Origin of the sequence: Halomonas borealis (assembly GCF_004798905.1) — a bacterium.
GTDB lineage: Bacteria > Pseudomonadota > Gammaproteobacteria > Pseudomonadales > Halomonadaceae > Halomonas > Halomonas borealis.
Genome location: NZ_SDMO01000015.1, coordinates 1 through 22,373, shown reverse-complemented (window position 1 = coordinate 22,373; position 22,373 = coordinate 1). Strand labels below are relative to the sequence as shown.

At 67.8% G+C, this 22,373-nt stretch carries 20 protein-coding genes and 3 tRNA genes; 10 read left to right on the top strand and 13 right to left on the bottom strand.

The window, feature by feature from the left end; genetic code table 11:
• Positions 1 to 203: 203 nt before the first annotated feature.
• The 7 genes from ETC07_RS13295 to ETC07_RS13265 all read right to left on the bottom strand — a co-directional run bounded on the left by ETC07_RS13295 (position 204) and on the right by ETC07_RS13265 (position 4,871).
• Positions 204 to 279 (bottom strand) — tRNA-Thr (locus ETC07_RS13295).
• A gap of 98 nt (positions 280 to 377) precedes the next feature.
• Positions 378 to 452 (bottom strand) — tRNA-Gln (locus ETC07_RS13290).
• 3 nt (positions 453 to 455) lie between these two features.
• A tRNA-Phe gene (locus ETC07_RS13285) sits at positions 456 to 531 on the bottom strand.
• Between the two features lie 93 nt (positions 532 to 624).
• On the bottom strand, positions 625 to 897 hold the full coding sequence (locus ETC07_RS13280) for an oxidative damage protection protein (RefSeq protein WP_136249007.1): 273 nt from the start codon (positions 895 to 897) through the stop codon (positions 625 to 627).
• A gap of 3 nt (positions 898 to 900) precedes the next feature.
• Positions 901 to 2,016, bottom strand: a complete 1,116-nt coding sequence (gene mutY / locus ETC07_RS13275) for an A/G-specific adenine glycosylase (protein WP_136249006.1) — start codon at positions 2,014 to 2,016, stop codon at positions 901 to 903.
• Positions 2,017 to 2,082: 66 nt separating this feature from the next.
• Positions 2,083 to 4,422, bottom strand: coding sequence for an AsmA family protein (locus ETC07_RS13270; RefSeq protein ID WP_136249005.1), 2,340 nt, complete (start codon positions 4,420 to 4,422; stop codon positions 2,083 to 2,085).
• Complete coding sequence (locus ETC07_RS13265) at positions 4,419 to 4,871, bottom strand: acetyl-CoA sensor PanZ family protein (RefSeq protein ID WP_136249004.1); 453 nt, start codon at positions 4,869 to 4,871, stop codon at positions 4,419 to 4,421. Before ETC07_RS13265 ends, ETC07_RS13270 begins: the two co-directional genes overlap by 4 nt.
• A gap of 171 nt (positions 4,872 to 5,042) precedes the next feature.
• Between ETC07_RS13265 and hisB the strand changes: the two genes are divergently transcribed.
• From hisB to hisF, 4 genes are all read left to right on the top strand, one after another.
• Positions 5,043 to 5,636: an imidazoleglycerol-phosphate dehydratase HisB gene (gene hisB, locus ETC07_RS13260; RefSeq protein ID WP_136249003.1), complete on the top strand. Its 594-nt coding sequence runs from the start codon at positions 5,043 to 5,045 to the stop codon at positions 5,634 to 5,636.
• 28 nt (positions 5,637 to 5,664) lie between these two features.
• Complete coding sequence (gene hisH, locus ETC07_RS13255) at positions 5,665 to 6,306, top strand: imidazole glycerol phosphate synthase subunit HisH (protein ID WP_136249002.1); 642 nt, start codon at positions 5,665 to 5,667, stop codon at positions 6,304 to 6,306.
• A 152-nt stretch (positions 6,307 to 6,458) separates the two neighbouring features.
• Positions 6,459 to 7,211, top strand: a complete 753-nt coding sequence (gene hisA, locus ETC07_RS13250; protein WP_136249001.1) for a 1-(5-phosphoribosyl)-5-[(5-phosphoribosylamino)methylideneamino]imidazole-4-carboxamide isomerase — start codon at positions 6,459 to 6,461, stop codon at positions 7,209 to 7,211.
• A gap of 4 nt (positions 7,212 to 7,215) precedes the next feature.
• On the top strand, positions 7,216 to 7,989 hold the full coding sequence (hisF, locus tag ETC07_RS13245; RefSeq protein ID WP_136249000.1) for an imidazole glycerol phosphate synthase subunit HisF: 774 nt from the start codon (positions 7,216 to 7,218) through the stop codon (positions 7,987 to 7,989).
• A 148-nt stretch (positions 7,990 to 8,137) separates the two neighbouring features.
• Here hisF and ETC07_RS13240 read toward each other — a convergent pair whose 3' ends face one another.
• The 6 genes from ETC07_RS13240 to ETC07_RS13215 all read right to left on the bottom strand — a co-directional run bounded on the left by ETC07_RS13240 (position 8,138) and on the right by ETC07_RS13215 (position 13,268).
• Complete coding sequence (locus ETC07_RS13240; protein WP_136248999.1) at positions 8,138 to 8,719, bottom strand: YjaG family protein; 582 nt, start codon at positions 8,717 to 8,719, stop codon at positions 8,138 to 8,140.
• A gap of 36 nt (positions 8,720 to 8,755) precedes the next feature.
• Positions 8,756 to 9,049, bottom strand: a complete 294-nt coding sequence (locus tag ETC07_RS13235) for an MGMT family protein (RefSeq protein ID WP_136248998.1) — start codon at positions 9,047 to 9,049, stop codon at positions 8,756 to 8,758.
• A 5-nt stretch (positions 9,050 to 9,054) separates the two neighbouring features.
• The gene (gene mnmH, locus ETC07_RS13230; protein ID WP_136248997.1) at positions 9,055 to 10,161 is read right to left on the bottom strand and encodes a tRNA 2-selenouridine(34) synthase MnmH; all 1,107 of its coding nucleotides are present in this window, start codon (positions 10,159 to 10,161) and stop codon (positions 9,055 to 9,057) included.
• Positions 10,158 to 11,198, bottom strand: coding sequence for a selenide, water dikinase SelD (gene selD / locus ETC07_RS13225; RefSeq protein WP_438590665.1), 1,041 nt, complete (start codon positions 11,196 to 11,198; stop codon positions 10,158 to 10,160). The genes mnmH and selD overlap by 4 nt, the downstream gene beginning before the upstream one ends.
• A gap of 141 nt (positions 11,199 to 11,339) precedes the next feature.
• On the bottom strand, positions 11,340 to 12,722 hold the full coding sequence (radA, locus tag ETC07_RS13220) for a DNA repair protein RadA (protein ID WP_136248995.1): 1,383 nt from the start codon (positions 12,720 to 12,722) through the stop codon (positions 11,340 to 11,342).
• A 96-nt stretch (positions 12,723 to 12,818) separates the two neighbouring features.
• A complete protein-coding gene (locus tag ETC07_RS13215) occupies positions 12,819 to 13,268 on the bottom strand; it encodes a copper resistance protein NlpE N-terminal domain-containing protein (protein WP_136248994.1) in 450 nt (149 codons plus the stop codon).
• 197 nt (positions 13,269 to 13,465) lie between these two features.
• On the opposite strand from ETC07_RS13215, the gene hisC reads away from it, so the two are divergent.
• The 6 genes from hisC (at position 13,466) to ETC07_RS13185 (ending at position 21,659) form a co-directional block, all read left to right on the top strand.
• Complete coding sequence (gene hisC, locus ETC07_RS13210) at positions 13,466 to 14,521, top strand: histidinol-phosphate transaminase (protein WP_136248993.1); 1,056 nt, start codon at positions 13,466 to 13,468, stop codon at positions 14,519 to 14,521.
• A 76-nt stretch (positions 14,522 to 14,597) separates the two neighbouring features.
• Entirely contained in the window at positions 14,598 to 15,005 is a 408-nt protein-coding gene (gene gloA2 / locus ETC07_RS13205) for an SMU1112c/YaeR family gloxylase I-like metalloprotein (protein ID WP_136248992.1), read from the top strand.
• Positions 15,002 to 16,801 (top strand): sensor histidine kinase, encoded by a 1,800-nt coding sequence (locus ETC07_RS13200; RefSeq protein WP_136248991.1) that lies wholly within the window; start codon positions 15,002 to 15,004, stop codon positions 16,799 to 16,801. Before gloA2 ends, ETC07_RS13200 begins: the two co-directional genes overlap by 4 nt.
• A complete protein-coding gene (locus ETC07_RS13195) occupies positions 16,791 to 18,173 on the top strand; it encodes a sigma-54-dependent transcriptional regulator (RefSeq protein ID WP_136248990.1) in 1,383 nt (460 codons plus the stop codon). Before ETC07_RS13200 ends, ETC07_RS13195 begins: the two co-directional genes overlap by 11 nt.
• Positions 18,174 to 18,370: 197 nt before the next feature.
• The gene (locus tag ETC07_RS13190) at positions 18,371 to 19,396 is read left to right on the top strand and encodes a TAXI family TRAP transporter solute-binding subunit (protein WP_136248989.1); all 1,026 of its coding nucleotides are present in this window, start codon (positions 18,371 to 18,373) and stop codon (positions 19,394 to 19,396) included.
• A 115-nt stretch (positions 19,397 to 19,511) separates the two neighbouring features.
• Entirely contained in the window at positions 19,512 to 21,659 is a 2,148-nt protein-coding gene (locus ETC07_RS13185; protein ID WP_136248988.1) for a TRAP transporter permease, read from the top strand.
• Positions 21,660 to 22,373 lie beyond the last annotated feature (714 nt).

Genomic DNA, 22,373 nt, shown 5'->3' with positions numbered 1-22,373 from the left:
GGCCCCTTCGGCGACGGCACGCAGCCCAAGAGTCATGATGAGGTTCGTGATCAGGCGCCGAAGGCACTCCGCACGCCATCCTCCCAGGAGGGAACCGGCCCGCATGGCCGCGGGCGTCAACACGCTAGCGATAGACACAAAAAAACCGCCTTCATCGGGCGGTTTTAATGTCGCTATAACGTATTGATTGCAAAATGCGTTAATGGTGCCGGCACCAGGAGTCGAACCCGGGACCTACTGATTACAAGTCAGTTGCTCTACCAACTGAGCTATGCCGGCAGTAACGCCTTCAACCAATGCCGGGAGGCAACAGCACCCTCCCGAGCGAGAAAAACCGCGAACCTTCGTCCACGGCTTTTCGAAAACTTATGTTGGCATGGCTGGGGTAGCAGGATTCGAACCTGCGCATGCCGATACCAAAAACCGGTGCCTTACCGCTTGGCTATACCCCAACATGGTGGCCAGAGACGGAATCGAACCGCCGACACGGGGATTTTCAATCCCCTGCTCTACCGACTGAGCTATCTGGCCCCTTGCCAACGGTGCGTATTAAACCGTAATGGCCTGCTTTCGTCAACTCTTTTCGATTCAAAAAGTTGGAGGAAAGCCGAGGCCCCGCCGCGCCTATTGTTCGGGGGGAACGAAGCCTTCCGCCTGGTCGGTCTCCTGGTTATCGAGGAAACGCTCCAGCTGTTCCATCAGGTATTCCCGCGCCTGGGGCTCGAGCATATTGAGGTGCTTCTCGTTGATCAGCCGGGTCTGCAGGGCCTGCCACTCCTCCCAGGCCGGCTTGGAGACACTGGCCTGAATCTCCTGGCCCTTCTTGCCGGGCAGCGGCGGGAACGGCAGGGCCTCGAGCTCTTGCTGGTACTTGCGGCAGAAAACGGTCTGGCTCATCGGTCATGGCTCCTGGGGTGTGGGGGAATGGGGCGCGTCCTGAACGCTCAGGGTGAAGGGCCCGAGCGCGTCCAGCAAGCCCTTCACCGGTGCGGCCAGGCCGATGCTGTCAGGCGCGGCGGGATCGAACCAGCGCCGCGTCTCGCCCACCCCATCGCCATGCGCCACGCGCGCCGGCTGCGGAGTGATCTCGAGACGGAAATGGCTGAACACATGGGTGAAGGCCTTCCAGGGCGCCTCCAGGCTCGCGCCGGGTGCATGCTGGTCGAGCCAGGCGCGCAGCTCGAGCGAGCTATCGAACTGCGGCAGGCTCCACAGCCCACCCCACAGCCCGCTTGAGGGGCGCCGCTCGAGCAGCACCCGCCCGTCTCCGTCCTGCAGCAACAGCATGGTGGTATGGCGGGTGGGGATGGCCTTCTTGGGCTTGGATTCCGGGAAACGCTTCGGCTCGCCCTGGGCATGCGCCAGGCAGACGTCGCCGAAGGGGCAACGCCCGCAGTCGGGCTGGCCGCGTCGACACAGGGTGGCGCCGAGGTCCATCATCGCCTGGGTGAAGTCGACCACGCGATGCGCGGGCGTGTAACGCTCGGCGAGGCCCCACAGCTGGCGCTCCACCGCCGGGCGCCCCGGCCAGCCTGCCACCGCATGCAGCCGCGTGAGCACTCGCTTGACGTTGCCATCGAGGATCACCGCCCGCTCACCGGTGCTCTGGGCGATGACCGCCCCGGCGGTAGAGCGGCCGATGCCCGGCAGCGCGGCCATGGCCTCGAGGCTGTACACCGGAAACTCGCCGGCATGCTCGTCCACGACGACCCGGGCGGCCTTGTGCAGGTTGCGCCCGCGGGCATAGTAGCCGAGCCCGGTCCACAGATGCAGCACCTCATCCTGCTCGGCGGCGGCCAGCGAGCGCACGTCGGGGAAGCGTGCCATGAAGCGCTCGAAGTAGGGAATCACGGTGGCGACCTGGGTCTGCTGCAACATGATCTCCGAGACCCACACCCGATAGGGCGTGCGATCGTGCTGCCAGGGCAGATCGTGGCGACCGTGGGCGTCGAACCACTCGAGCAGGCGCCGCTGGAAGGTCTCCGCGGGCAGGATGGCGGGGGGCGTCTCCGTCATGGGCGTTCTCGGCACGAAAAAAAGCGCCGACTATATAAGTCGGCGCAGGGACTGGCTATTGCTTGCTCACTTAAAGAGACCCTCGAGGGCGTCACGAAGTTCCCCACTCGATTCTTCTCCGATGCGTTCATCGAGTTTTTCCACCGCATTACCAAGGCTTTCGTTCAGCTTGTCGTTGGCCCGCTGGGTGGCTTCCTCGCGCAACAGGTCGCCCAGGGTGGACTGGAAAGCCTCGCGATCGAAGCGGCACCACTCGGCGCTGTCGCCGTCCAGCCGGCCCTCGCAGTGCACCGGGAAGGGCACGTCGACCAGCCGTGGATTGACCTCGCAGGCGGCGTCCACGTCTTCGCCGGTGAAGCGGGCGTCGGCGCGCAGGTCGAAACGCTCGCTGGTCAGGTCGAAGCTGCCGTCGCCGCCCAGGCCGATGCCCGGGACGGCGACGCTCAGGTCATCGCTCTTAGCCACGCCATCGCGGATGCGGAAGCTGGCCTCGGCACGCTGGAAGCGGGTATCGGGGGACCAGTCGCGGCGGGTGCTCTCCCCTTCCAGGCGCGCCGTGGTCGTGCACAGCTCCTCGGAGACGTTGACGCCGGGGATCCGCCCCTCGGCCAGCCGCGTGGAGAGCCGCCCGTTCAAGGCACGCTTGAGCTCGGGGACGCTGTTGCCACGGGTCGTCAGCTCGCCCTCGGCGTTCAGCCGCCCCTCCAGTGGCGCCGGCTCGTCGCCCAGCGAGGCGAGCAGCGCCCCCAGGCGTAGCGACTCGACGCGCGGCGACAGCTGCCAGCGCAGCGGCGTCTGCCGGGCATCCAGCTCGCCGCTGGCCGACAGCCGGCCCTCGTGGAGGCCGGACTCGAAGTTCACCAGGCGTTGGCGGCCGTCGTCGCCGGCCAGTGTCAGGCTGACGTCGCTGAAGCTCTGGCCCATCAGGATCAGCTCGTCGATGCCAAGCTTGGCATCGAGGGAGAGCGTCGCCAGCCAGTCGGCCGGCAGCAGCGCTGCCTGGTCGCTCTGTGCCAGCGCCCGGCCCACGCCGGGCAGGCTCGGGCCGCCGGCGGTCTCGGCGGACGGCTCGCCGGCAGGCAGATAGTCGTCCATGTTCAGGCGATCACCCTTCAGGTCGGCCTCCAGGCGGGTGCCGTCGAGACGCCCTCCCAGCCGGCCATTGAAGGTGCTGCCGTCCAGCGCCAGATTCAGGCCATCCAGGGTCACTCGCTGCAGGTCGCCCTCGACCGGACTGGTCAACGCCACCCGGCTCAGGGCCTCGTCGGAGGCCATGTTCGGCAGGGCATCGAAGCGCTCGAGCCAGGGCCTAAGCGACAGCTCGGCGAGCCGCAGCTGCCCCTCGTAGGCCGGCGCCTCGGCCAGCCCAGAAAGCGCCAGGCTACCCTCGAGGTCGAGGCCATCGGGGCCGCTCAGCACAAGCTCGCTCAGCCGAGCGCTGTGCTCGGCGAGATCGGCATCGAGCAAGAAGGCCAGCGACAGCGACAGGCGCTGCTCGCCCAGCCGTGGGTCCCGCAGGCCGGCGTCGAGCTGGCCGGCGTCGACCTTCAAGCGCTCACCGCTCAAGTCGAGTACCAGCTCTTCGGCGGCGAGCTGTACCTGCTGCTCCGCCTCGGCGCCATCCAGGCGCGTGCTGGACGCAAGCGTCAGCCCCTCGAGCACATGGCGCCCCTCGGCCAGCCCCAGGCTGACCCGGGTATCGAGCTCCAGCTGGCTTTCCAGCCGCGGGGTCTCGGCGTCGAGCGCGTCGCGCATGGCAACCTCGAGGCTGGCGCTGAGCGGGAAGGGTTGGCCGGGGTTGACGTTGCTGCCGGTCATCTCGATACCCGAGAGCGTCAGCTCGCGCCCCGCCTGGGCATCGCGATAATGGATCCGGCCATCATGCACCTCGACGCTGGCGATATTCAGTGCCACATCCAGGCCGCCATCGGCGCCGGGGTTGGGGCCCGCACTGGCCGGCGCCAGCACGGCCTCGGCCTGTTCCCCGCGGCTGCGCAGCCGCTCGATCAGCGCCTCCCAGTTGCCGCGCCCGGCGGCGTTGCGCGCGAGGTTCAGGTCGAAGCCATCGAGGGTCAGGCCGTCGATGGCGATCTCGCCGCGCAGCAGCGGCGCCATCGCCAGGCTGACCCCGGCACGATCGAAGGCGGCGAAAGGCGCATCATCGGTGGACTGATCGGGCAGGCGCGCCTTGGCGGCCTCGACGCCGACCCCCAGGCGTGGATAGAACGACCAACTCAGCGGGCCATCCAGTTCCAGCTCCAGCCCGCTCTGCTCGCGCACGACATCGACCAGACGCGGCTTGAGGTCTTCGAGGTCGAAGAAGGTCGTGATGAACACCACGGCACCGACCAACACCAGGCCGAGGACCCCGACGGCGGCCAGCAGGGTTCGCAAGATTCGTTTCATTGCCCGGCTCCTTTGGGCGAGAGATCCATTTCGAAATAGTCGCCGGCCTGGGTCAACCGGTAACCCATGCGGCTAAGCAGCACCCGATCGGGCATCGCCAGCTGTGAGGCCAGCACGCGAAGCCGGCGACCATCGGCATGGGCGGCCTCGCCGGTGAGGGCCAGCAGCCTCGCGCCGACGCCACGGCGTCGGGTGGTCTCGCGCACGCAGAAGTGCGACAGCCACCAGGTCTGGTCGTCCGGCGACACGGCCAGCGCCCCCAGCAGGCGATCGTTGAAGCGGGCACAGAAGAAAAAGCGCTCGCCGAACAGGTGAGCGTCGACGAATGGCTCGGGCGAGGCCGGCAGGCGCTCGGCGGGAGCATCGGCATAGATGCGGTGCAGATCGTGTCGTACCTGGGCGTCCGCCTCCCAGGCCGCTCGATCGACACGCTGTAGCGTGACCGGCATGCAGGTATCTCCCTGAACGAGAGGCAGGCCCGGCCTGCCACATGATGGGACCATTGTAGCGAATGGGGGCAGCGTTTCACTATAATGGCCACCTTGCAACGACGGGGCCGCCCCGTCCCCCCGCCCGACGGCGGCCCCATTCGACACGCGCCCAGGCGCTGGAGACCCAACATGTCCGAGCGTATCGCCACGGTGACCCGCAACACCAAGGAAACCCAGATCACGGTGACCGTGAACCTCGACGGCGAGGGCCGGCTGACCTGCGAGACCGGCGTGCCCTTCCTCGACCACATGCTCGATCAGGTCGCCCGCCACGGCATGATCGACCTGGAGATCCGGGCGGTCGGCGACCTGCATATCGACGATCATCATACCGTCGAGGATCTCGGCATCACCCTGGGTCAGGCCTTCGACCAGGCGATCGGTGACAAACGCGGCATCTATCGCTATGGCCACGCCTACGTGCCGCTCGACGAGGCGCTGTCGCGGGTCGTGGTAGACTTCTCCGGTCGCCCGGGGCTGTTCATGGACGTCGAGTTCACCCGCGCCAGCATCGGCCGCCTGGATACCCAGCTGTTCTGGGAGTTCTTCCAGGGCTTCGTGAACCACGCCAAGGTCACCCTGCATGTCGACAACCTGAAGGGCTTCAACGCCCACCATCAGGCGGAAACCATCTTCAAGGCCTTCGGCCGAGCGCTGCGCATGGCGGCCGCCGAGGACCCGCGCATGGCCGGCCAGATGCCGTCCACCAAGGGCAGCCTGTGATCCCGCCGACCGACACGAGGAGCGTCCCATGACCATTGCCGTCATCGACTACGGAATGGGCAACCTGCACTCCGTCGCCAAGGCGCTGGAGCACGTCACCCACGAACACGTGGTGGTGACCCGCGACGCCCGTCGCATCCTGGGCGCCACGCGCCTGGTGTTGCCCGGCCAGGGCGCCATTCGCGACTGCATGGGCGAGCTCGAGCGCACCGAGTTACGCGGCCTGGTTCAGGAACTGCTCGACCAGCAGGCCAAGCCGCTGCTGGGGGTCTGTGTCGGTCAACAGATGCTCCACGACCACAGCGAGGAGAACGGCGGCATCGGCTGCCTGGGCTTCATGAGCGGCGAGGTGCGGCGCTTCCCCGTCGACATGCGCGACGACCAGGACAATCGCCTGAAGGTGCCTCACATGGGCTGGAACCTGGTGCACCAGCGCAGCGATCACCCGTTGTGGCAGGGCATCGACGATCAGGAGCACTTCTACTTCGTGCACAGCTACTACGTGGAGGCCGGCGACGACGCCCAGGTGTTCGGCACCACCGGCTACGGCCGGGTCACCGCCCACGTGGCCACCGGCCGCGACGCCACCTTCGCCGTGCAGTTCCACCCCGAGAAGAGCTCCCGGGCCGGCCTCAGGCTGCTGGAGAACTTCGTGCAGTGGACGCCCTGAACGGCGCCGCGCCCCGACGAGCTTCCGGGCGCCCGCTGCCACGCCCCGACAACATTTCAGGGCGCCTGCTGCCGCGCCCCAACAACATTCCAGGGCGCCCGCTTCCGCGCCCCGACAACAGGGCCTTTTGATGCGCCCGTAGAGGACTGGACATGCTGGTAATTCCCGCCATCGATCTCAAGGACGGTACGTGCGTCCGCCTCAAGCAGGGCCGGATGGACGATGCCACCACCTACGGCGACGACCCCGTGGCCATGGCCGCGCGCTGGGTCGAGGCCGGCGCTCGCCGGCTGCATCTGGTCGACCTCAACGGCGCCTTCGAGGGCGCGCCGGTCAACGGCGAGGCGGTCACCGCCATCGCCCGCGCCTATCCCGACCTGCCGATCCAGATCGGCGGCGGCATCCGCTCGGCCGCGACCATCGAACACTACCTGGAGGCCGGCGTGTCCCAGGTCATCATCGGCACCCAGGCGGTCAAGCAACCGACCTTCGTCACCGAGATGTGCCGGGCCTTCGCCGGCCACGTGATCGTCGGCCTCGATGCCCGCGACGGCTTCGTCGCCACCGATGGCTGGGCCGAGGTCTCGACCCAGAAGGCCACCGAGCTGGCCAAGCGCTTCGCCGACGACGGCGTGTCCTCGATCGTCTACACCGACATCGCCCGTGACGGCATGATGGGCGGCGTCAACGTCGAGGCCACCGCCGAGCTGGCCCGCGAGGGCGGCCTGCCGGTGATCGCCTCCGGCGGGGTGACCAACCTCGACGACCTGCGCCAGCTGATCGAGGCCGGCGAGCCGGGCATCCTCGGCGCCATCACCGGCCGCGCCATCTACGAAGGCAGCCTGGACGTGGCCGACGCCCAGGCGCTGTGCGACCGCCTCACCGGCCAACGCGACGGGAGCTGACATCATGGGACTCGCCAAGCGCATCATTCCTTGCCTGGACGTCGATGCCGGCCGGGTGGTCAAGGGCGTCAACTTCACCGGCATCCGCGACGCCGGCGATCCGGTCGAGATCGCCCAGCGCTACAATCACCAGGGCGCCGACGAGATCACCTTTCTCGACATCACCGCCAGCCACGAGGACCGCGGCACCACGGTGGAGATGGTCGAGCGCATCGCCGGCGAGGTGTTCATACCGCTGACCGTGGGTGGCGGCATCCGCACCTGCGACGACATCCGCACCATGCTCAACGCCGGTGCCGACAAGGTGTCGATCAACACCGCCGCGGTACACCACCCCGAGTTCGTGTACGAGGCCGCCGAACGCTTCGGCAGCCAGTGCATCGTGGTGGCCATCGATGCCAAGCGGGTCTCGGAAGAAGGCGAGACACCTCGCTGGGAGATCTTCACCCACGGCGGCCGCCGCCCCACCGGCCTCGATGCCGTGGAGTGGGCGCAGAAGATGGTCGAGCTGGGCGCCGGCGAGCTGCTGCTGACCAGCATGGACCGCGACGGCACCAAGGCCGGCTTCGACCTCGGCGTGACTCATGCCATCAGCGAGGCGGTGAGCGTGCCGGTGATCGCCTCCGGCGGTGTGGGCAACCTCGACCACCTGGTGGAAGGCGTCAAGGACGGCGGCGCCGATGCGGTGCTGGCGGCCAGCATCTTCCACTTCGCCGAATACACCATCCCCGAGGCCAAGCGGTACATGGCCGAGCACGGGATCGAGATGCGCCTGTAGGAAAGGGGAGTTCTTGCTGCGCTCGACGACCGACAGGGATGCAGGAGGTGCGTAGGGTCGTCGGGAACGCACCTAGCCTGGCCTTTTCTTGAAGCAAACGAAGGGTTCCCCATTTGGTGAGCCCTTCGCGTCCTGGCCGGCGCGCGGGCTACTCCTCGCCGCCGAGCCCCAGGTTGCTGACCCCTTCGTTGCGACCCAGCCGGCGCAACGCCTTCAAGCCATCGCGGTCGAGCTCGCCCTCCACCGCCTCGAGCACCGCATCCTGGAAGCCGTTCTCGTCGGCCATCAGCGGATGCTCGCGCACCAGGGCGGCGAGGCGCTCGCCATCCACCTCGCCCTCGGTCAGTTCGATGAAGGCACGCACGCCGCCGCGCGAGGTACGGCTGACTTCCAGCACCGCCTCGGGTGACTCGCCACGCAGGGTGTCGAGCAGCGACGAGATCGCCACCACCGCCTCCAGGGCGCGACGCGCGCCGAAGCTGTCGTCCTCGGCCGGCGGCTCCAGCTCGGCCAGCTTCTCGGCCTGGCGCTCGAAGTCGATGCGGGCGTCCTTGACCGCGAGGCGCTCCCAGACCAGGTCGAGCACGGCACGCAGCGCCAGGGGATCACCCTGGCCGGTGGCCTCGGCATAGAAGGCGTAGTTGGGCCGCAACCGCTCGCACAGAGCCGCCATGAAGGCCTGCTGACGACGCGCTGGAAGCGCCTGCAGGCGCTGAAAGAAACCGCTCATGAATGCTCCTTGGAATATCGCTGCCCCGCCGCGTCATCAGGGCCACATGCGTTGCGCCGACACCCGTCCCTTCTCATCGAAGGCCACGCCCTCGTCGATCAGCCGGCGGCGCTGCTCGTCGGCGCCGCCATGGTCGGCCAGCTTACGCGAGGCGGTGATCACCCGGAACCACGGCAGGCCATGCCCGGCAGGCAGCTCACGCAGCGCCCGCGCCACCAGCCGTGGCGTGCCGCCTTCGGTCATGGCGGCGATGCGCCCATAGGTGGTCACTCGTCCCGCGGGGATCTCGGCCAACACGGTCAGTATCTGTTCCTTGAGGGCCGTTTTCATGTCACTCAGCCCTCGCCTGTCTGGCCGTGCTCGGCGACCCAGTCGCGGGCGAAGGCCAGGCAGCTGTCCCAGTCGCCCACGTGCAGGAAGCGTTTGTCGTCGTGCTTCTCCAGCTGGTAGCGATACATGGGGTCGTAGTATTCGGTGAGCAGCGGCGCCAGCCAGGCCTCGTGAGCCTGCCAGTTGCCGCGCTCGTGCTCGCGGAAGGCCAGCCGCTGCAAGCGCTGCAGGCGCGCCAGCCGGGCGCTGCCGAGGCGTTTCTTGAGACGCCCCAGGGCGCCCGACAGCTGCTTGCGCATCAGCGACCAGCCCAGCCAGTCGCCGAACTGATGGCGATAGACCGTCCACAGGTCGTCGATGTAGTCCTTGTGGATCTGCGCCAGCCGCCAGTCCAGCGGCATCTCAACGCGCACGCGCGGGGCGGCCTCCATGCCGTGCCAGAAGGTCAGCGGCACGTTGGACGCGCCGATATGGCGCGACTCGTCCTCCAGCACCAGCGACGCCGGCAGCTCCAGCAGGCGTCGCCCCATGGCATGCTCGAAGTCGATCTGCGCCGGCGCCGGCAACGGATGGCGACCGAAGGCCGAGCCCTTGTGACGGGCGCAGCCTTCCAGGTCCAGACCCTGGTCGAGGGCGTCGATGAGCGAGGTCTTGGCACAACCGGTGAGCCCACCGACCACCAGCATCGGCTGCTCGGCGGCGGCATCGATGCGCGTGCACAACGCCTGGCGCATGGCCTTCCATCCGCCACGGATGCGCGGCCGCGTGATACCGGCATCGGCCAGCCACTGCTGGGCGACCTGGGAGCGCAGCCCACCACGGAAGCAATAGACGATGGCATCGGGATGCGCCTCCAGCTCGCGTCGCCAAGCCGCCACCCGGGCGGCCTTGATGCCACCGCTGACCAGCCGCTCGCCCAGTTCGATGGCGGCCTTCTGACCTTGCTGCTTGTAGGCGATGCCGACGCGATGGCGCTCTTCGTCGTCCATCAGCGGCAGGTTGACCGCCCCGGGCAAGGCGCCCTGGGCGAACTCCACCGGGGCCCGCACATCGATCAACGGCCGCCCCTCGCGCAGCAGCGCGAGGTTCGGCTCGACCAGCGGTAGGGTCATCCTTTCACCTCGATGCGCGCCTCGCCCCGCTCGGCGACGATCTCGCCGAACGGCTCGAGCTCGAGGCCATGCTGCCGGCCGATCCGCTCGACGTCGTCCTCCCAGGCGGGATGCACCGACAGTAGCAGGCCGCCGGAGGTCTGGGGGTCGCACAGCCACTGCCAGTGGGCCTCGTCCATGGGCGGCAGCGCCGCGCCCAGGGCATCCCGGTTGCGGGCGCTGCCGCCGGGCACCGCCCCCTGGCGGCGATAGGCCTCCGCCTCGGCGAGGCGCGGCAGGCGGCGGAAATCGATCCGCGCGGCGACGCCGCTGGCCGCGCAGACCTCGCTGAGATGGCCGGCCAGGCCGAAGCCTGTGACGTCGGTCATGGCGTGCACGCCGGCGATCTTCGCCAGCTCGGTGCCGATGCGGTTGGATTCGAGCATGGTGCGTCGCGCCAGGCCCTGATGGCCGGGCTGGATCAGGCTCTTCTTCTCGGCGGTGGTCAACAGGCCCACACCCAGCGGCTTGGTGAGGTAGAGCAGGTCACCCACCTGGGCGCCCTTGTTGAGCTTGAGGTGCTCGAGGTCGACCAGGCCGTTGACCGACAGGCCGAACATCGGCTCGGGGGCGTCGATGGAATGCCCCCCGGCCAGCGCCAGGCCCAGCTCGCGGCACACCGCTTGGGCACCGCCCACCACATCGCCGGCGATCTCGGGGCCGAGCTGGTCGAGCGGCCAGCCGAGGATGCCCAGCGCCATGATCGGCGTGCCGCCCATGGCGTAGACATCGCTGATGGCATTGGTGGCGGCGATGCGTCCGAAATCGAAGGGATCATCGACGATAGGCATGAAGAAGTCAGTCGTGGCGATCATGCCCCGGCCGTCGCCCAGGTCATAGACGGCGGCGTCTTCGCGCCCCTGATTGCCGACGATCAGCCGCGAGTGGCTGGCGCCGGGTCCGGCCTTGGCCAGGATGCCGTCGAGGACGTCGGGGGCGATCTTGCAGCCACAGCCGGCGCCGTGGCTGTACTGTGTCAGGCGGATGGCACTCATCATGGTCTCCTTGGCGTCGTTTTCGGTATTCTACAGCACCGCACCCGCGTATCGTTGCCGAGCGCCGGGTTCCCGAGCGGCGGGGCCTGACATGCCCGAGGGCTCGCGACGCCGAGCTCGATGCGCGCTATGCCGAGCGCCGCCTCACAGGGCCTCCAGGGCGTCGGCCAGCTTGTCCACGGGCACGATCTCCATGCCCTCTGGCGAGTGCTTGGGCGCATTGGCGCGCGGCACGATGGCGCGCCGGAAGCCATGCTTGGCGGCCTCGACGATGCGCTCCTGGCCACTCGGCACCGGACGGATCTCGCCGGACAGCCCCACCTCGCCGAACACCACCAGTTCGCGGGCCAGCGAGCGGCTCTGCAGGCTCGACACCACGGCCAGCAGTACCGCCAGGTCGGCGCTGGTCTCTAGCACCTTGACCCCGCCGACCACGTTGAGGAAGACATCCTGATCGCCGGTGAACAGCCCTCCGTGGCGATGCAGTACCGCCAACAGCATGGCCAGGCGGTTCTGGTCGAGGCCCACCGCCACGCGCCGAGGGTTGCCCATCGCCGAGTCATCGAGCAGCGCCTGCACCTCGACCAGGATCGGCCGCGTGCCTTCCCAGACCACCATCACCAGGCTGCCCGGCGCCTGCTCTTCGGTGCGCGACAGGAAGATGGCGCTGGGGTTCTTCACCTCCTTGAGGCCATGCTCGAGCATCGCGAACACGCCCAGCTCGTTGACCGCGCCGAAACGGTTCTTCTGGCCCCGCAGGGTGCGAAAACGCGAATCCGCCCCGCCCTCGAGCAGCAACGAGGCATCGATCATGTGCTCGAGCACCTTGGGGCCGGCCAGGGTGCCATCCTTGGTGACGTGACCGACCAGCAGCAGCACGGTGCTGGACTGCTTGGCGAAACGGGTCAGCGCCGAGGCGGATTCACGCACCTGGGCCACGCCCCCCGGCGCCGAGGAGACGTCCTCGAGATGGGTGGTCTGGATGGAGTCGATGATCAGGATATCCGGGCGTTCGCGTTCGGCCACGCCAAGGATGGTCTCGATGCTGGTCTCGGCGAGCATCTGCAGGCCCCGGGTAGGCAGCTGCAGCCGCTGGGCACGCATCGCCACCTGGGACAGCGATTCCTCGCCGGTGACATAGAGCACACGGCGCTGCTGGGCCAGCTTGCAGGCGGCCTGCAACAGCAGGGTCGACTTGCCGGCGCCGGGGTGGCCGCCGAGCAGCACCGCCGACCCCGGCACCAGGCCGCCGCCCAACACCCGGTCGAACTCCTCGAAGGTCGAGGACAGCCGCGGCACCTCGCTGAGGTCGACGTTGGCCAGGTCGATCACCTCCCGGGAGACCATGCCGGCATAGCCACCGCGCGTCCCCGAGCCCCCGCCGCCATCGCCGGCGCCGGGCCGGGCGGCCGATAGCCGCACCTCGCTCAGGGTGTTCCACTCGCGGCAGCTGGTGCACTGCCCTTGCCACTTGCGGTACTCGGCACCGCACTCGGTGCACACGAAGGCGCTTTTCGCTTTGGCCATGGGATGTCCGGCAACGGTTTCTCTGGAGGATGGGCGCGGGCCCAACGACGAGGGGCGACCCATCGGCCGCCCCTCTGTGCTACGTGATCGACTGCCTTACAGGCGGTTCAGGCGCAGCATCTCGTTGTTCTGGAAGCGACGACGCTGGGGGTCGATCAGCTCCAGGGTCTGCGGGTCGAGACGCAGGAAGTAATAGGTCTGCCCCTCGCCTTGCGGCGTCAGCTCGTAGACGGTGGCCTCCGGATTGTCGGCGGTGCCGTCGAGCAGCTCCCAGTTACCCGCATAGTTCTCATCCGACGGATTCTGCGGATGACCCCGATAGGAGGCCTGAAGATCGAAGGTGCGATCGCTCGCGGAGCTCTGGGCATCCCCCGCCATGGTCACGTTCAGGTCGATCCCCTCGCAGTTACGGCAGGGCAGCGTTCCCTGATAGGTCTCCTCCGCGGAGTCCATGCCGGGGCCGGTTCCCTGCCCGCCGGGGCCGCCTGCACAGCCTGCCAGCAGGGCAAGCATCGCGGAACCGACCAGCAACGTCCTGATTTGCATATTCGTCCTCCTAACCAATGGGCATGACGCCGCCATCGCGGCAGCCTGACTCACAGCATAACCGCTAGTGCGAGCAGCGGACAGCCCGAACGCCATCGGGTTGTTGTTCCCACGCCACATCGAGCCGCGGCGCGGCTTGCGCAGCCGACACCGGCGAGCGAACATGGCCGAATTGCCCCGCGATCCGAGACCTCAAGATGAGCAAGTTCTGGAGCCCCAAGGTCCGCGAGCTGACGCCCTATGTCCCCGGCGAGCAGCCGCGCGAGCGCCTGATCAAGCTGAACACCAACGAGAACCCCTACCCACCGGCGCCGGGCGTCGAGGCCGTGCTGCGGGAGTTCCCGGCCGACCACCTGCGCCGCTATCCCGACCCCGAGTCCCGGGGCCTGCGCGAGGCCCTGGCCCGGGAGTTCGGCGTCGAGGCTGAGCAGGTGTTCGTCGGCAACGGTTCCGATGAGGTGCTGGCCCTGGCCTTCCAGGCCTTCTTCGGCCATGGCCGTCCGCTGGAGATGCCGGCCATCACCTACAGCTTCTACCCGGTGTACTGCCGACTCTACGGCGTGGAGCGCCGGACCCTGCCGCTGGACGCCGAATGGCGGATCGACCTCGAGGCCTTCTCGCCGCAGGCCGGCGGCGCGATCTTCGCCAACCCCAATGCGCCAACCGGCCACGGCCACGAGCGCGCGGCGATCGCCGGCCTGCTCGAACGTCTCACCGAATCGGTGGTGCTGGTCGACGAGGCCTACGTGGATTTCGGCGCCGAGAGTGCCGTGCCACTGATCGATCGATTCCCCAACCTGCTGGTCACCGGCACCTTCTCCAAGTCGCGCAGCCTCGCCGGCCTGCGACTCGGTTATGCGGTGGGCTCGCGCGAGCTGATCGAGGGGCTCGAACGAGTCAAGGACTCCTTCAACTCCTACCCCATCGACAGCCTGGCCAGCGCCATCGGCATCGCCGCCCTGGAGGACCGCGAGCACTTCGACGCCTGCCGCACGGCGGTGATCACCACCCGCGAGCGCACCCGCACCCGCCTGGAAGGCCTGGGCTTCCGGGTACTGCCATCGCAGAGCAACTTCCTGCTGGTCAGTCATCCGGGGCAGGACGCCGCCCAGCTGTTCGTCGGCCTGCGCGAGCGTGGCATCCTGGTGCGCCACTTCAACACCGAAGCGCTGAATGGCTGGCTGCGCCTGTCCATCGGCACCGAGGACGAGATGGATAGCCTGGTCGAGGCCTTGGAAGGGCTTTGCCACTAGTCCCTCGCGCCGGGCGTTGCCCGCGGCGCCCGGCTCTCTTGCCTTGCCCCGTCCCGTCCACCGACGAGTTCATGCCATGCCCGAGGAACGATTGCCGCTGGTCGGCGTTCACCATGTCGCCCTGATCACCGCCGACTACCCGCGCGCCAGACGCTTCTACCTGAAGGTGATGGACGCCGAGATCCTCCACGAGACCTATCGCGAGTCGCGGGACAGCCACAAGCTCGACCTGCGCCTGCCCGGCGGTATCCGGCTCGAGCTGTTCTCCTTTCCTTTTCCGCCGCCGAGGCCCAGCTATCCGGAGGCCTGCGGCCTGCGTCACCTGGCGCTCGCCACGCCGGACCTCGATGCCTGCGTGGCCGGCCTCGAGGCCCGCGGCGCGGCTCCCGAGCCGATCCGCGTCGATGAGATCACCGGGGCCCGCTTCGCCTTCCTCAGCGATCCGGACGGCACCCCCATCGAGCTGTACGAAGTCGGACCATGAGCCGACCGACCCGCGTGACTCGGCCCTGGAGGATGGCCCTGTTGAGCGCCGCCGGCCTGCTGGCGGCCACCCTGTGGTGGTGCGTGTGGCAGTGGCAGTTGCAGCAGTCGCTGGACGTCGCCCGCCAGCATGCCGATAACCGACTGTCGCTGTATTCCACCACCTTGGAGGGCGCCCTGGCGCGCTTCTCCTACCTGCCGAGGCTACTGGCCGGCCAGTCCCGGGTCCGCTCGGCGGTGGATGGTGACTCCTCAGGCGAGGCCGAGCGCGCCAGCCGCTATCTCGAACGAGTCGCCGAGGATGCCGGGGCCGAAGCCATCTTCCTGCTCGACCGCCGGGGCGTCACCGTGGCTAGCAGCAACCACGCCAGCGCGGACAGTTTCATCGGCCATCACTACGCTTTTCGCCCCTACTTCCAGGACGCCATGGGCGACGGCGAGGGCGAGTTTTTCGCCATCGGCAACACCACCGAACGGGCGGGTTACTTCGTCTCGGCGCCGGTGGCCTCGACCGCCGACGGCCAACCGCTGGGGGTCGTGGCCGTCAAGGTGGCGCTGGAGTCGCTCCAGGCAAGCTGGCGGCAGGCCGGGGAAACCGTGCTGCTCTCCGATGCCAACGGGGTGGTGATTCTGTCCAGCCGACCCGGCTGGCGGTATAGAACGCTCGCCCCGATCGCCGATACGGCTATGGGTGAGATCCGCCAGCAGCGCCAGTTCCTCGATCAGCCTCTGGAGCGCCTCGGCCGGAGGCTGGCCGACGACTCCCTGACGATCGGCGACGCCTCCATCAGCAAGCGTTACCTGGACCTCTCCCGGGAGCAACGGCGGCTGGGCTGGACCATGCACTACCTGGTGCCGATGCGACCGCTGTACCTGGACGCCCGCAACGCCTTCCTGGCGGCGGTAGGCCTCACCCTGGTGCTGGTGCTACTCGGCCTGTGGCTGCGCGAGCGCCAGAAGCGCCACCGCCTGCGGGATCGCGAGGCGCGGATCATCCACGAGGCCAATGAGAGCCTCGAGTCGCGGGTCATCGAGCGCACCCAGGCGCTCCAGGAGGCCCAGGAAGAACTCGTGCAAGCCGGCAAGTTGGCGTCGCTGGGCACCATGGCGGCGGGCATCGCCCACGAGCTGAACCAGCCGCTCTCGGGCATTCGCACCTATGCCGCCAATGGCGCCCGGCTGCTGGCCAAGGGCCGCCAGGACGCGGCTGAAAGCAACTTCTCGCGCATCCAGGCGCTGTGTGACCGTCAGGATGCCTTGATCCGCCAGCTCCGGCTGTTCGCCCGCCGTGGCGGTGATCGCGAACCCATCGATCTCGAGGAGCGCCTGACCTTCGTGCTGGAACTGCTCGCCGATCGCCTGCATCACCAAGGTGTCGACGTGGAGATCGAGCGCGCCGCGTTACCCTGCCCGAGGGTGCTCGGCGACACGCTACGCATCGAGCAACTGCTCACCAACCTGATACGCAACGCCCTGGATGCCCTGGAGACGGTCGAGCGGCCACGGCTGGTCATCGGCCTGGCGGCCGGCAAGGAGAACGCGGTGCTGAGGCTCACCGACAACGGTCCGGGGATCGACGCGGCGATCCTCTCGCGCCTGTTCGACCCCTTCTTCACCACCAAGGCGGTCGGCGACGGCCTGGGGCTCGGCCTGTTCATCTGCTATGGCATCGTGCAGGACCTGGAAGGCCGCATCACCGCCACCAACATCGAACAAGGCGGCGCCTGTTTCGAGGTCACCCTGCCGCTCGCCGAGACGCGGAGCCCAGCCGAAGGAGAACGCCAGGATGCCGACTGAAGACACCCTCCCCATATGGCTGGTCGACGACGACCCCGATGTGCGGGAATCGCTGAGCCAGTGGCTGGAGGTTTCGGACCTGGCGGTGCGCACCTTCGACGCCGCGACACCGGCCCTCGAAGCCCTGCGCGACGATGCCCCTTGCGGCGTGCTGGTCAGCGACGTCAAGATGCCGGGCATGGATGGCCTGGCGCTGCTCGACGCGGTGCAGGCGCTCGAGGCTCCGCCACCGGTGGTGCTCATCACTGGCCATGGCGACGTGCCCATGGCGGTCTCGGCCATGCAGGCCGGCTGCTGGGACTTCGTCGAGAAACCCTTCGCACCGGAGCGCCTCGAGGAGTGCGTGCGTCGCGCCCTCCGGCAGCGTCGCTTGGCGCTGGAGAACGCACGCCTCCGGGACGCCCTGCGCGAGGGCGATCTGGCGGGCCGGCTGCTGGGGCAAGCGCCGGCCATGGTGGCCCTGCGCCGGCAGATCGCGACCCTCGCCCCGGTGCGCGCCAATGTCCTCGTTCAAGGTGAAACCGGCAGCGGCAAGGAGGTGGTCGCCCGCTGCCTGCATGACTTCGGCCCCGGTAGCGACGCCCCCTTCGTGGCCCTGAACTGCGGCGCCCTGGCCCCCGAACTGATCGAGTCGGAACTATTCGGCCACGAGAAGGGCGCCTTCACCGGCGCCCACGGCCGGCGTCTCGGCAAGCTTGAACATGCCAGCGGCGGTACCCTGTTCCTCGACGAGGTGGAGTCTCTGCCGCTGAGCGCCCAGGTCAAGCTGCTGCGGGCCCTCCAGGAGGGGGAGATCACGCCGTTGGGCAGCAATGCGGTGCGCCCGGTGGCCCTGCGCGTGGTGGCGGCCGCCAAAACCGACCTGCCAGTCCTGGCCCGGGAAGGCCGGTTCCGGGAAGACCTCTATTATCGGCTGGCCATCACCGAGCTGCGCCTGCCACCGCTGCGCGAGCGACGCGAGGACATCGCAGCGCTGTTCGGCCATTTCTGTCGACAGGCGGCCGCGGTCCACGAGCGTGATGCCCCCGAGGTATCAGCCACCCTGTTCCAGGCCCTCGAACGGCAGCCCTGGCCCGGCAACCTGCGACAGCTGCGCAATGCCGCCACCCGCTTCGTGCTGGGGCTCGAGATTCCTGGCCTCGAGGACGGCGAGGAAGCCGAGCACGGCTCGCTGAACGCCCAGCTTGCCGCCTTCGAGTCCGCCCTGCTACGGGCCACCCTGGGTCGCCACGCCGGCAACATCCAGGCCGTGATGGAAGAGCTGGAACTGCCCCGACGCACCCTGAACCAGAAGATGCTCAGGCACGGGCTTCGCCGCGAGGCCTTCCTTGCCCCCGAGGACCGCGAGCCCCCTGGCCCGAACGAAGCCTGACGGGCATCGGCTTTTGATGGCCGACGGCGCCGTTGAGTGTCGGCAAAAAATGGCCGATAGCCCGGCGACAACGCCTCTCCGGCTCCCCCTCGAACACTCCAAGTCACTGAACAAAAAGCCAAAGCCTCCCCTTGGCAAGCTTATCGCTAGGTCAACGAGCCAGTCATCAAAATAACTCGCTTGCGACGGAGGCTCGTATGCAAAAACGCCAGTTCCTGAAACTCGCCCTGACCCTATCCACCGCCACGGCGCTCGGCCTGGGTGCCTCCGCGGCATCCGCCCAATCCGAGGCAGGCGATGGCCAGTACATCATGGGCACGGCCACCACCGGCGGCACCTTCTACCCGGTCGGCGTCGCCCTGTCGACCCTGGTACGGGTCAAGCTCGAGCCTACCCACGACCTGTCGGTCTCGGCCATCAGCTCGGCCGGCTCGGCGGAGAACCTGCGCCTGATGGATACCGACGAGGCCCAGTTCGGCATCATTCAGGCGCTCTATGGCGCCTGGGCCTGGAACGGCAACGGCCCGGTGCCCAAGGCCTACAAGGACATCCGTTCGGTGTCCATGCTGTGGCAGAACGTCGAACACTTCGTGGTCCGCAACGACCTGGTCGACACCGGCACCATCGACGATCTGACCGGCCTCTACGACCAAGGCTTCTCCATCGGTGCACGCAACTCCGGCACCGAAGGCTCCGGTCGGCAAATTCTTGCCGGTCTCGACATCGACCCCGAGCGGATGGACCTGGCCTACCTGGGCTACAGCGCCAGTGCCGGGGCCATGCAGAACGGCAACATCGATGGCATGAACATCCCAGCCGGTGCCCCGGCCTCCGCGGTCACTCGCGCCTTCGCCAACATGGGCGACGATATCAGCGTGCTGGAGGTGAACGAGGACCAGCTAGCCCGCATCAACCAGGAATACCCGGTGTGGAGCCCCTACGAAATCGACGCCGAGACCTATCCCGGGCAGGACGAGGTCATCCACACCATCGCCCAACCCAACATCCTGGTGGTCAATGCCGACGTGCCCGACGAGGACGTCTACCAGATCACCAAGGCGATGTACGAGAACCTTCCGTTCCTCAACAACATCCACCCGGCCACCAAAGCGATGGCGCTGGAGAAGGCCCTCGACGGCCTGCCGGTACCGCTGCACCCCGGCGCGGCGCGCTTCTTCGAGGAACAAGGGCTTGAGATCCCGGACACCCTGACCGCCGACTGACCACCTTCCCGCGCCCCACCGCGCCCCTTTCCGTCCGGGTCGCGGTGGCCACCGGGCATTGCCGACGGCCGCCCCTCCTGCCCCCGACCCGGCCGTCCGCTCCAGGAGAGCTTCCATGAACACCACCCCCGCAAGCGAGGGCCGAGACGAGTCGGTCAGCGAGGCCACACCCCGCTTCGAACACCCCTGGCTGGGACGCCTGCTGTTCGGCCTGACCCTCGTCATCGCCCTGACCCACCTCTACTTCAACACCTTCAGCACCCTCTCCGAAGTGTGGACCAGTGCATTGCACTTCGGGCTATTCGGCCTGTTGTGCGCGCTGGCCGTGCCGATGCTCCAGACCGCCAAACCGTCGCGTCGACGACTGGTGCTGCTGGTCGACATCCTGCTGGGGCTCGCTGCGGTGGGTTGCGCCCTGTACCTGATCGCCTTCGAGGACGACCTGTACGACCGCGGCGTGCGCTTCTCGACCACCGACTGGATCGTCTCCATCGCCGCCCTGGGGCTGGTACTGGAGTTCGCCCGACGCACCACCGGTTGGTTCATCCCGGCGCTATGCCTGGTCGCCCTCACCTATGTGGCCTGGTGGGGCCAGTATGTCGGCGGCGTGTTCAACTTCCCGGGGTTGAGCTGGGAAACCGTGTTGTTCAGGAGCTACATGGGGGGCGAAGGAATGCTGGGCTCCATCGCCCGCATCTCCTGGTCCTATGTCTTCATGTTCATCCTGTTCGGCGCCTTCTTGGTGCGCTCCGGGGCCGGCGACTTCATCATCGAGCTGGCGCGCTGCGCCGCCGGGCGCTTCGTCGGCGGCCCCGGCTTCGTCGCCGTCTTCGCCTCCGGCCTGATGGGTTCGGTCTCCGGTTCCAGCGTCGCCAACACCGTTTCCACCGGTGTGATCACCATCCCGATGATGCGCAAGGCCGGATTCCCGGCACGCTTCGCCGCCGGCGTGGAGGCCGCCGCCTCCACCGGTGGCCAGCTGATGCCGCCGGTGATGGGGGCAGGCGCCTTCATCATGGCGTCTTATACCCAGGTCTCCTACCTCTCGATCATCGGCATCGCGGCCCTGCCTGCGCTCCTGTACTTCATTTCCGTCGCCATGTTCGTGCGCATCGAGGCCAAGCGCAGCCATGCCCACCAGTTGGTAGACGAGGATGCCCCGAGTCTTGCCAGCGTGCTCAAGGACGGCTGGCACTACCTGCTGCCACTGGTCGTTCTGGTGGCCGCCCTGATCTATGGCTTCACGCCCACCTATGCCGCGGGTATCGCCATCCTCTCGGTGGTCGCGGCCTCCTGGCTGTCGAAGACGCCGATGACCCTCAATGCCATCCTCGAAGCCCTGTCGCTCGGCGCCCGCAACATGATCACCACCGCCATCCTGCTGATGACGGTGGGACTGATCGTCAATGTGGTCTCCACCACCGGGATCGGCAACGTCTTCTCGCTGATGATCGCCGACTGGGCCGGCGGAAGCCTGCTGATCACCCTGGTATTGATCGCCGTGGCCTCGCTGGTGCTGGGCATGGGCCTGCCGGTCACCGCGGCCTACATCGTGCTGGGCACCCTGTCGGCGCCGGCGCTCTACGGCCTGATGGCACAGGATCAGTTGATCGACCTGCTGATGAGCGGCCAGCTCCCCGAGCAGGCCAGGTCCATCTTCATGCTGGCCGCGCCGGATCAACTGTCTGCCCTGAATGCACCGATGGATGCCGCCTCGGCCAGGGAACTGCTGTCGGTGGTGCCGGACAACTTCCGCAGCCAGCTCTACGAACAGGCGCTGTCCCCGCACACCCTGACCATGCTGCTGGTCGCGGCGCACATGGTGATCTTCTGGCTGTCTCAGGACTCCAACGTCACCCCGCCGGTGTGTCTGACCGCCTTCGCCGCGGCAGCCATCGCCGAGACACCACAGATGCGTACCGGCTTCACCGCCTGGAAGATTGCCAAGGGGCTGTACATCATTCCTTTGCTGTTCGTATGGTCGCCACTGATCACGGGGTCGGCACTCGACATGGTCACGGTGTTCGTCTTCGCCGCGTTCGGGATCTACGCCATCATCGCCGGGCTCGAGGGCTACCTAGAGCACGAGCTGCCCTGGTGGTTACGCCTCGGCATGTTCCCACTCGGCGCGCTGATGCTGTGGCCCCATGGCTACCTGGCCCTTGACCTGCTCGGCCTGGCCATCTTCGTCGCGGTGCTGCTGTGGAGCTATCGACTCGGCAAACACAGCACTCCCCTGGCGACGGTCACCCAGCCCGGTTGAGCAACGTGGAAGGGCTGCCGGCGGAGATCGGTGGCCCCGGTAGCGGCCTGAACGAACGCCCTGCCCTCCTACGAGGGCGGGGCGTTTTCGTATCGAGGCCGAGGGAGTCGTGGGGGAAACAGCGCCGCCATGAGGTCGGCCAGGAGGCGAGGAAGGCCGGTGATGTGTAGCGAGACGGTCCCTGGCCTTGCATAGCCAGGCACAAGAAAGCCGAGCCCGGAGGCTCGGCTTTCACGTCGTCGGGTGCGGGGCTCGGGCAGGCCCCTGAGCTCGATGAGTCCGCCCCCATCGAGCGTCCTGACATGAGAAAACCCCGGCTCAATGAGTCGGGGTTTTCGCGTCATAAATGCCTGACGCCTCTGCGGCCACCGCGTGACCTCGAGCCTGGGCTCGGGGCGCCACTTCGCGGCTTTGCATCCCCCGCCCGTTCGCACCTGACAAGGCCATGCCTTGCCTGGACGACGCGCACCCTAGCCTCCCCTGCCCGACCGCCTCTTCGACATAGCCAGGCACAAAAAAGCCGAGCCCGGAGGCTCGGCTTTCACGTCGTCGGATGCGGGGCTCGGGCAGGCCCCTGAGCTCGATTAGTCCGCCCCCATCGAGCGTCCTGACATGAAAAAACCCCGACTCATTGAGCCGGGGTTTTCTCGTAATAAGTGCCTGACGATGACCTACTCTCGCATGGGAACTCCCACACTACCATCGGCGCTGAGC

What these genes read in the sequence shown, in the direction of transcription:
- ETC07_RS13280 (WP_136249007.1), bottom strand. Translation starts at nt 897, where the DNA reads ATGAGCCAGACCGTTTTCTGCCGCAAGTACCAGCAAGAGCTCGAGGCC.
- mutY (WP_136249006.1), bottom strand. Translation starts at nt 2,016, where the DNA reads ATGACGGAGACGCCCCCCGCCATCCTGCCCGCGGAGACCTTCCAGCGG.
- ETC07_RS13270 (WP_136249005.1), bottom strand. Translation starts at nt 4,422, where the DNA reads ATGAAACGAATCTTGCGAACCCTGCTGGCCGCCGTCGGGGTCCTCGGC.
- ETC07_RS13265 (WP_136249004.1), bottom strand. Translation starts at nt 4,871, where the DNA reads ATGCCGGTCACGCTACAGCGTGTCGATCGAGCGGCCTGGGAGGCGGAC.
- hisB (WP_136249003.1), top strand. Translation starts at nt 5,043, where the DNA reads ATGTCCGAGCGTATCGCCACGGTGACCCGCAACACCAAGGAAACCCAG.
- hisH (WP_136249002.1), top strand. Translation starts at nt 5,665, where the DNA reads ATGACCATTGCCGTCATCGACTACGGAATGGGCAACCTGCACTCCGTC.
- hisA (WP_136249001.1), top strand. Translation starts at nt 6,459, where the DNA reads ATGCTGGTAATTCCCGCCATCGATCTCAAGGACGGTACGTGCGTCCGC.
- hisF (WP_136249000.1), top strand. Translation starts at nt 7,216, where the DNA reads ATGGGACTCGCCAAGCGCATCATTCCTTGCCTGGACGTCGATGCCGGC.
- ETC07_RS13240 (WP_136248999.1), bottom strand. Translation starts at nt 8,719, where the DNA reads ATGAGCGGTTTCTTTCAGCGCCTGCAGGCGCTTCCAGCGCGTCGTCAG.
- ETC07_RS13235 (WP_136248998.1), bottom strand. Translation starts at nt 9,049, where the DNA reads ATGAAAACGGCCCTCAAGGAACAGATACTGACCGTGTTGGCCGAGATC.
- mnmH (WP_136248997.1), bottom strand. Translation starts at nt 10,161, where the DNA reads ATGACCCTACCGCTGGTCGAGCCGAACCTCGCGCTGCTGCGCGAGGGG.
- selD (WP_438590665.1), bottom strand. Translation starts at nt 11,198, where the DNA reads ATGATGAGTGCCATCCGCCTGACACAGTACAGCCACGGCGCCGGCTGT.
- radA (WP_136248995.1), bottom strand. Translation starts at nt 12,722, where the DNA reads ATGGCCAAAGCGAAAAGCGCCTTCGTGTGCACCGAGTGCGGTGCCGAG.
- ETC07_RS13215 (WP_136248994.1), bottom strand. Translation starts at nt 13,268, where the DNA reads ATGCAAATCAGGACGTTGCTGGTCGGTTCCGCGATGCTTGCCCTGCTG.
- hisC (WP_136248993.1), top strand. Translation starts at nt 13,466, where the DNA reads ATGAGCAAGTTCTGGAGCCCCAAGGTCCGCGAGCTGACGCCCTATGTC.
- gloA2 (WP_136248992.1), top strand. Translation starts at nt 14,598, where the DNA reads ATGCCCGAGGAACGATTGCCGCTGGTCGGCGTTCACCATGTCGCCCTG.
- ETC07_RS13200 (WP_136248991.1), top strand. Translation starts at nt 15,002, where the DNA reads ATGAGCCGACCGACCCGCGTGACTCGGCCCTGGAGGATGGCCCTGTTG.
- ETC07_RS13195 (WP_136248990.1), top strand. Translation starts at nt 16,791, where the DNA reads ATGCCGACTGAAGACACCCTCCCCATATGGCTGGTCGACGACGACCCC.
- ETC07_RS13190 (WP_136248989.1), top strand. Translation starts at nt 18,371, where the DNA reads ATGCAAAAACGCCAGTTCCTGAAACTCGCCCTGACCCTATCCACCGCC.
- ETC07_RS13185 (WP_136248988.1), top strand. Translation starts at nt 19,512, where the DNA reads ATGAACACCACCCCCGCAAGCGAGGGCCGAGACGAGTCGGTCAGCGAG.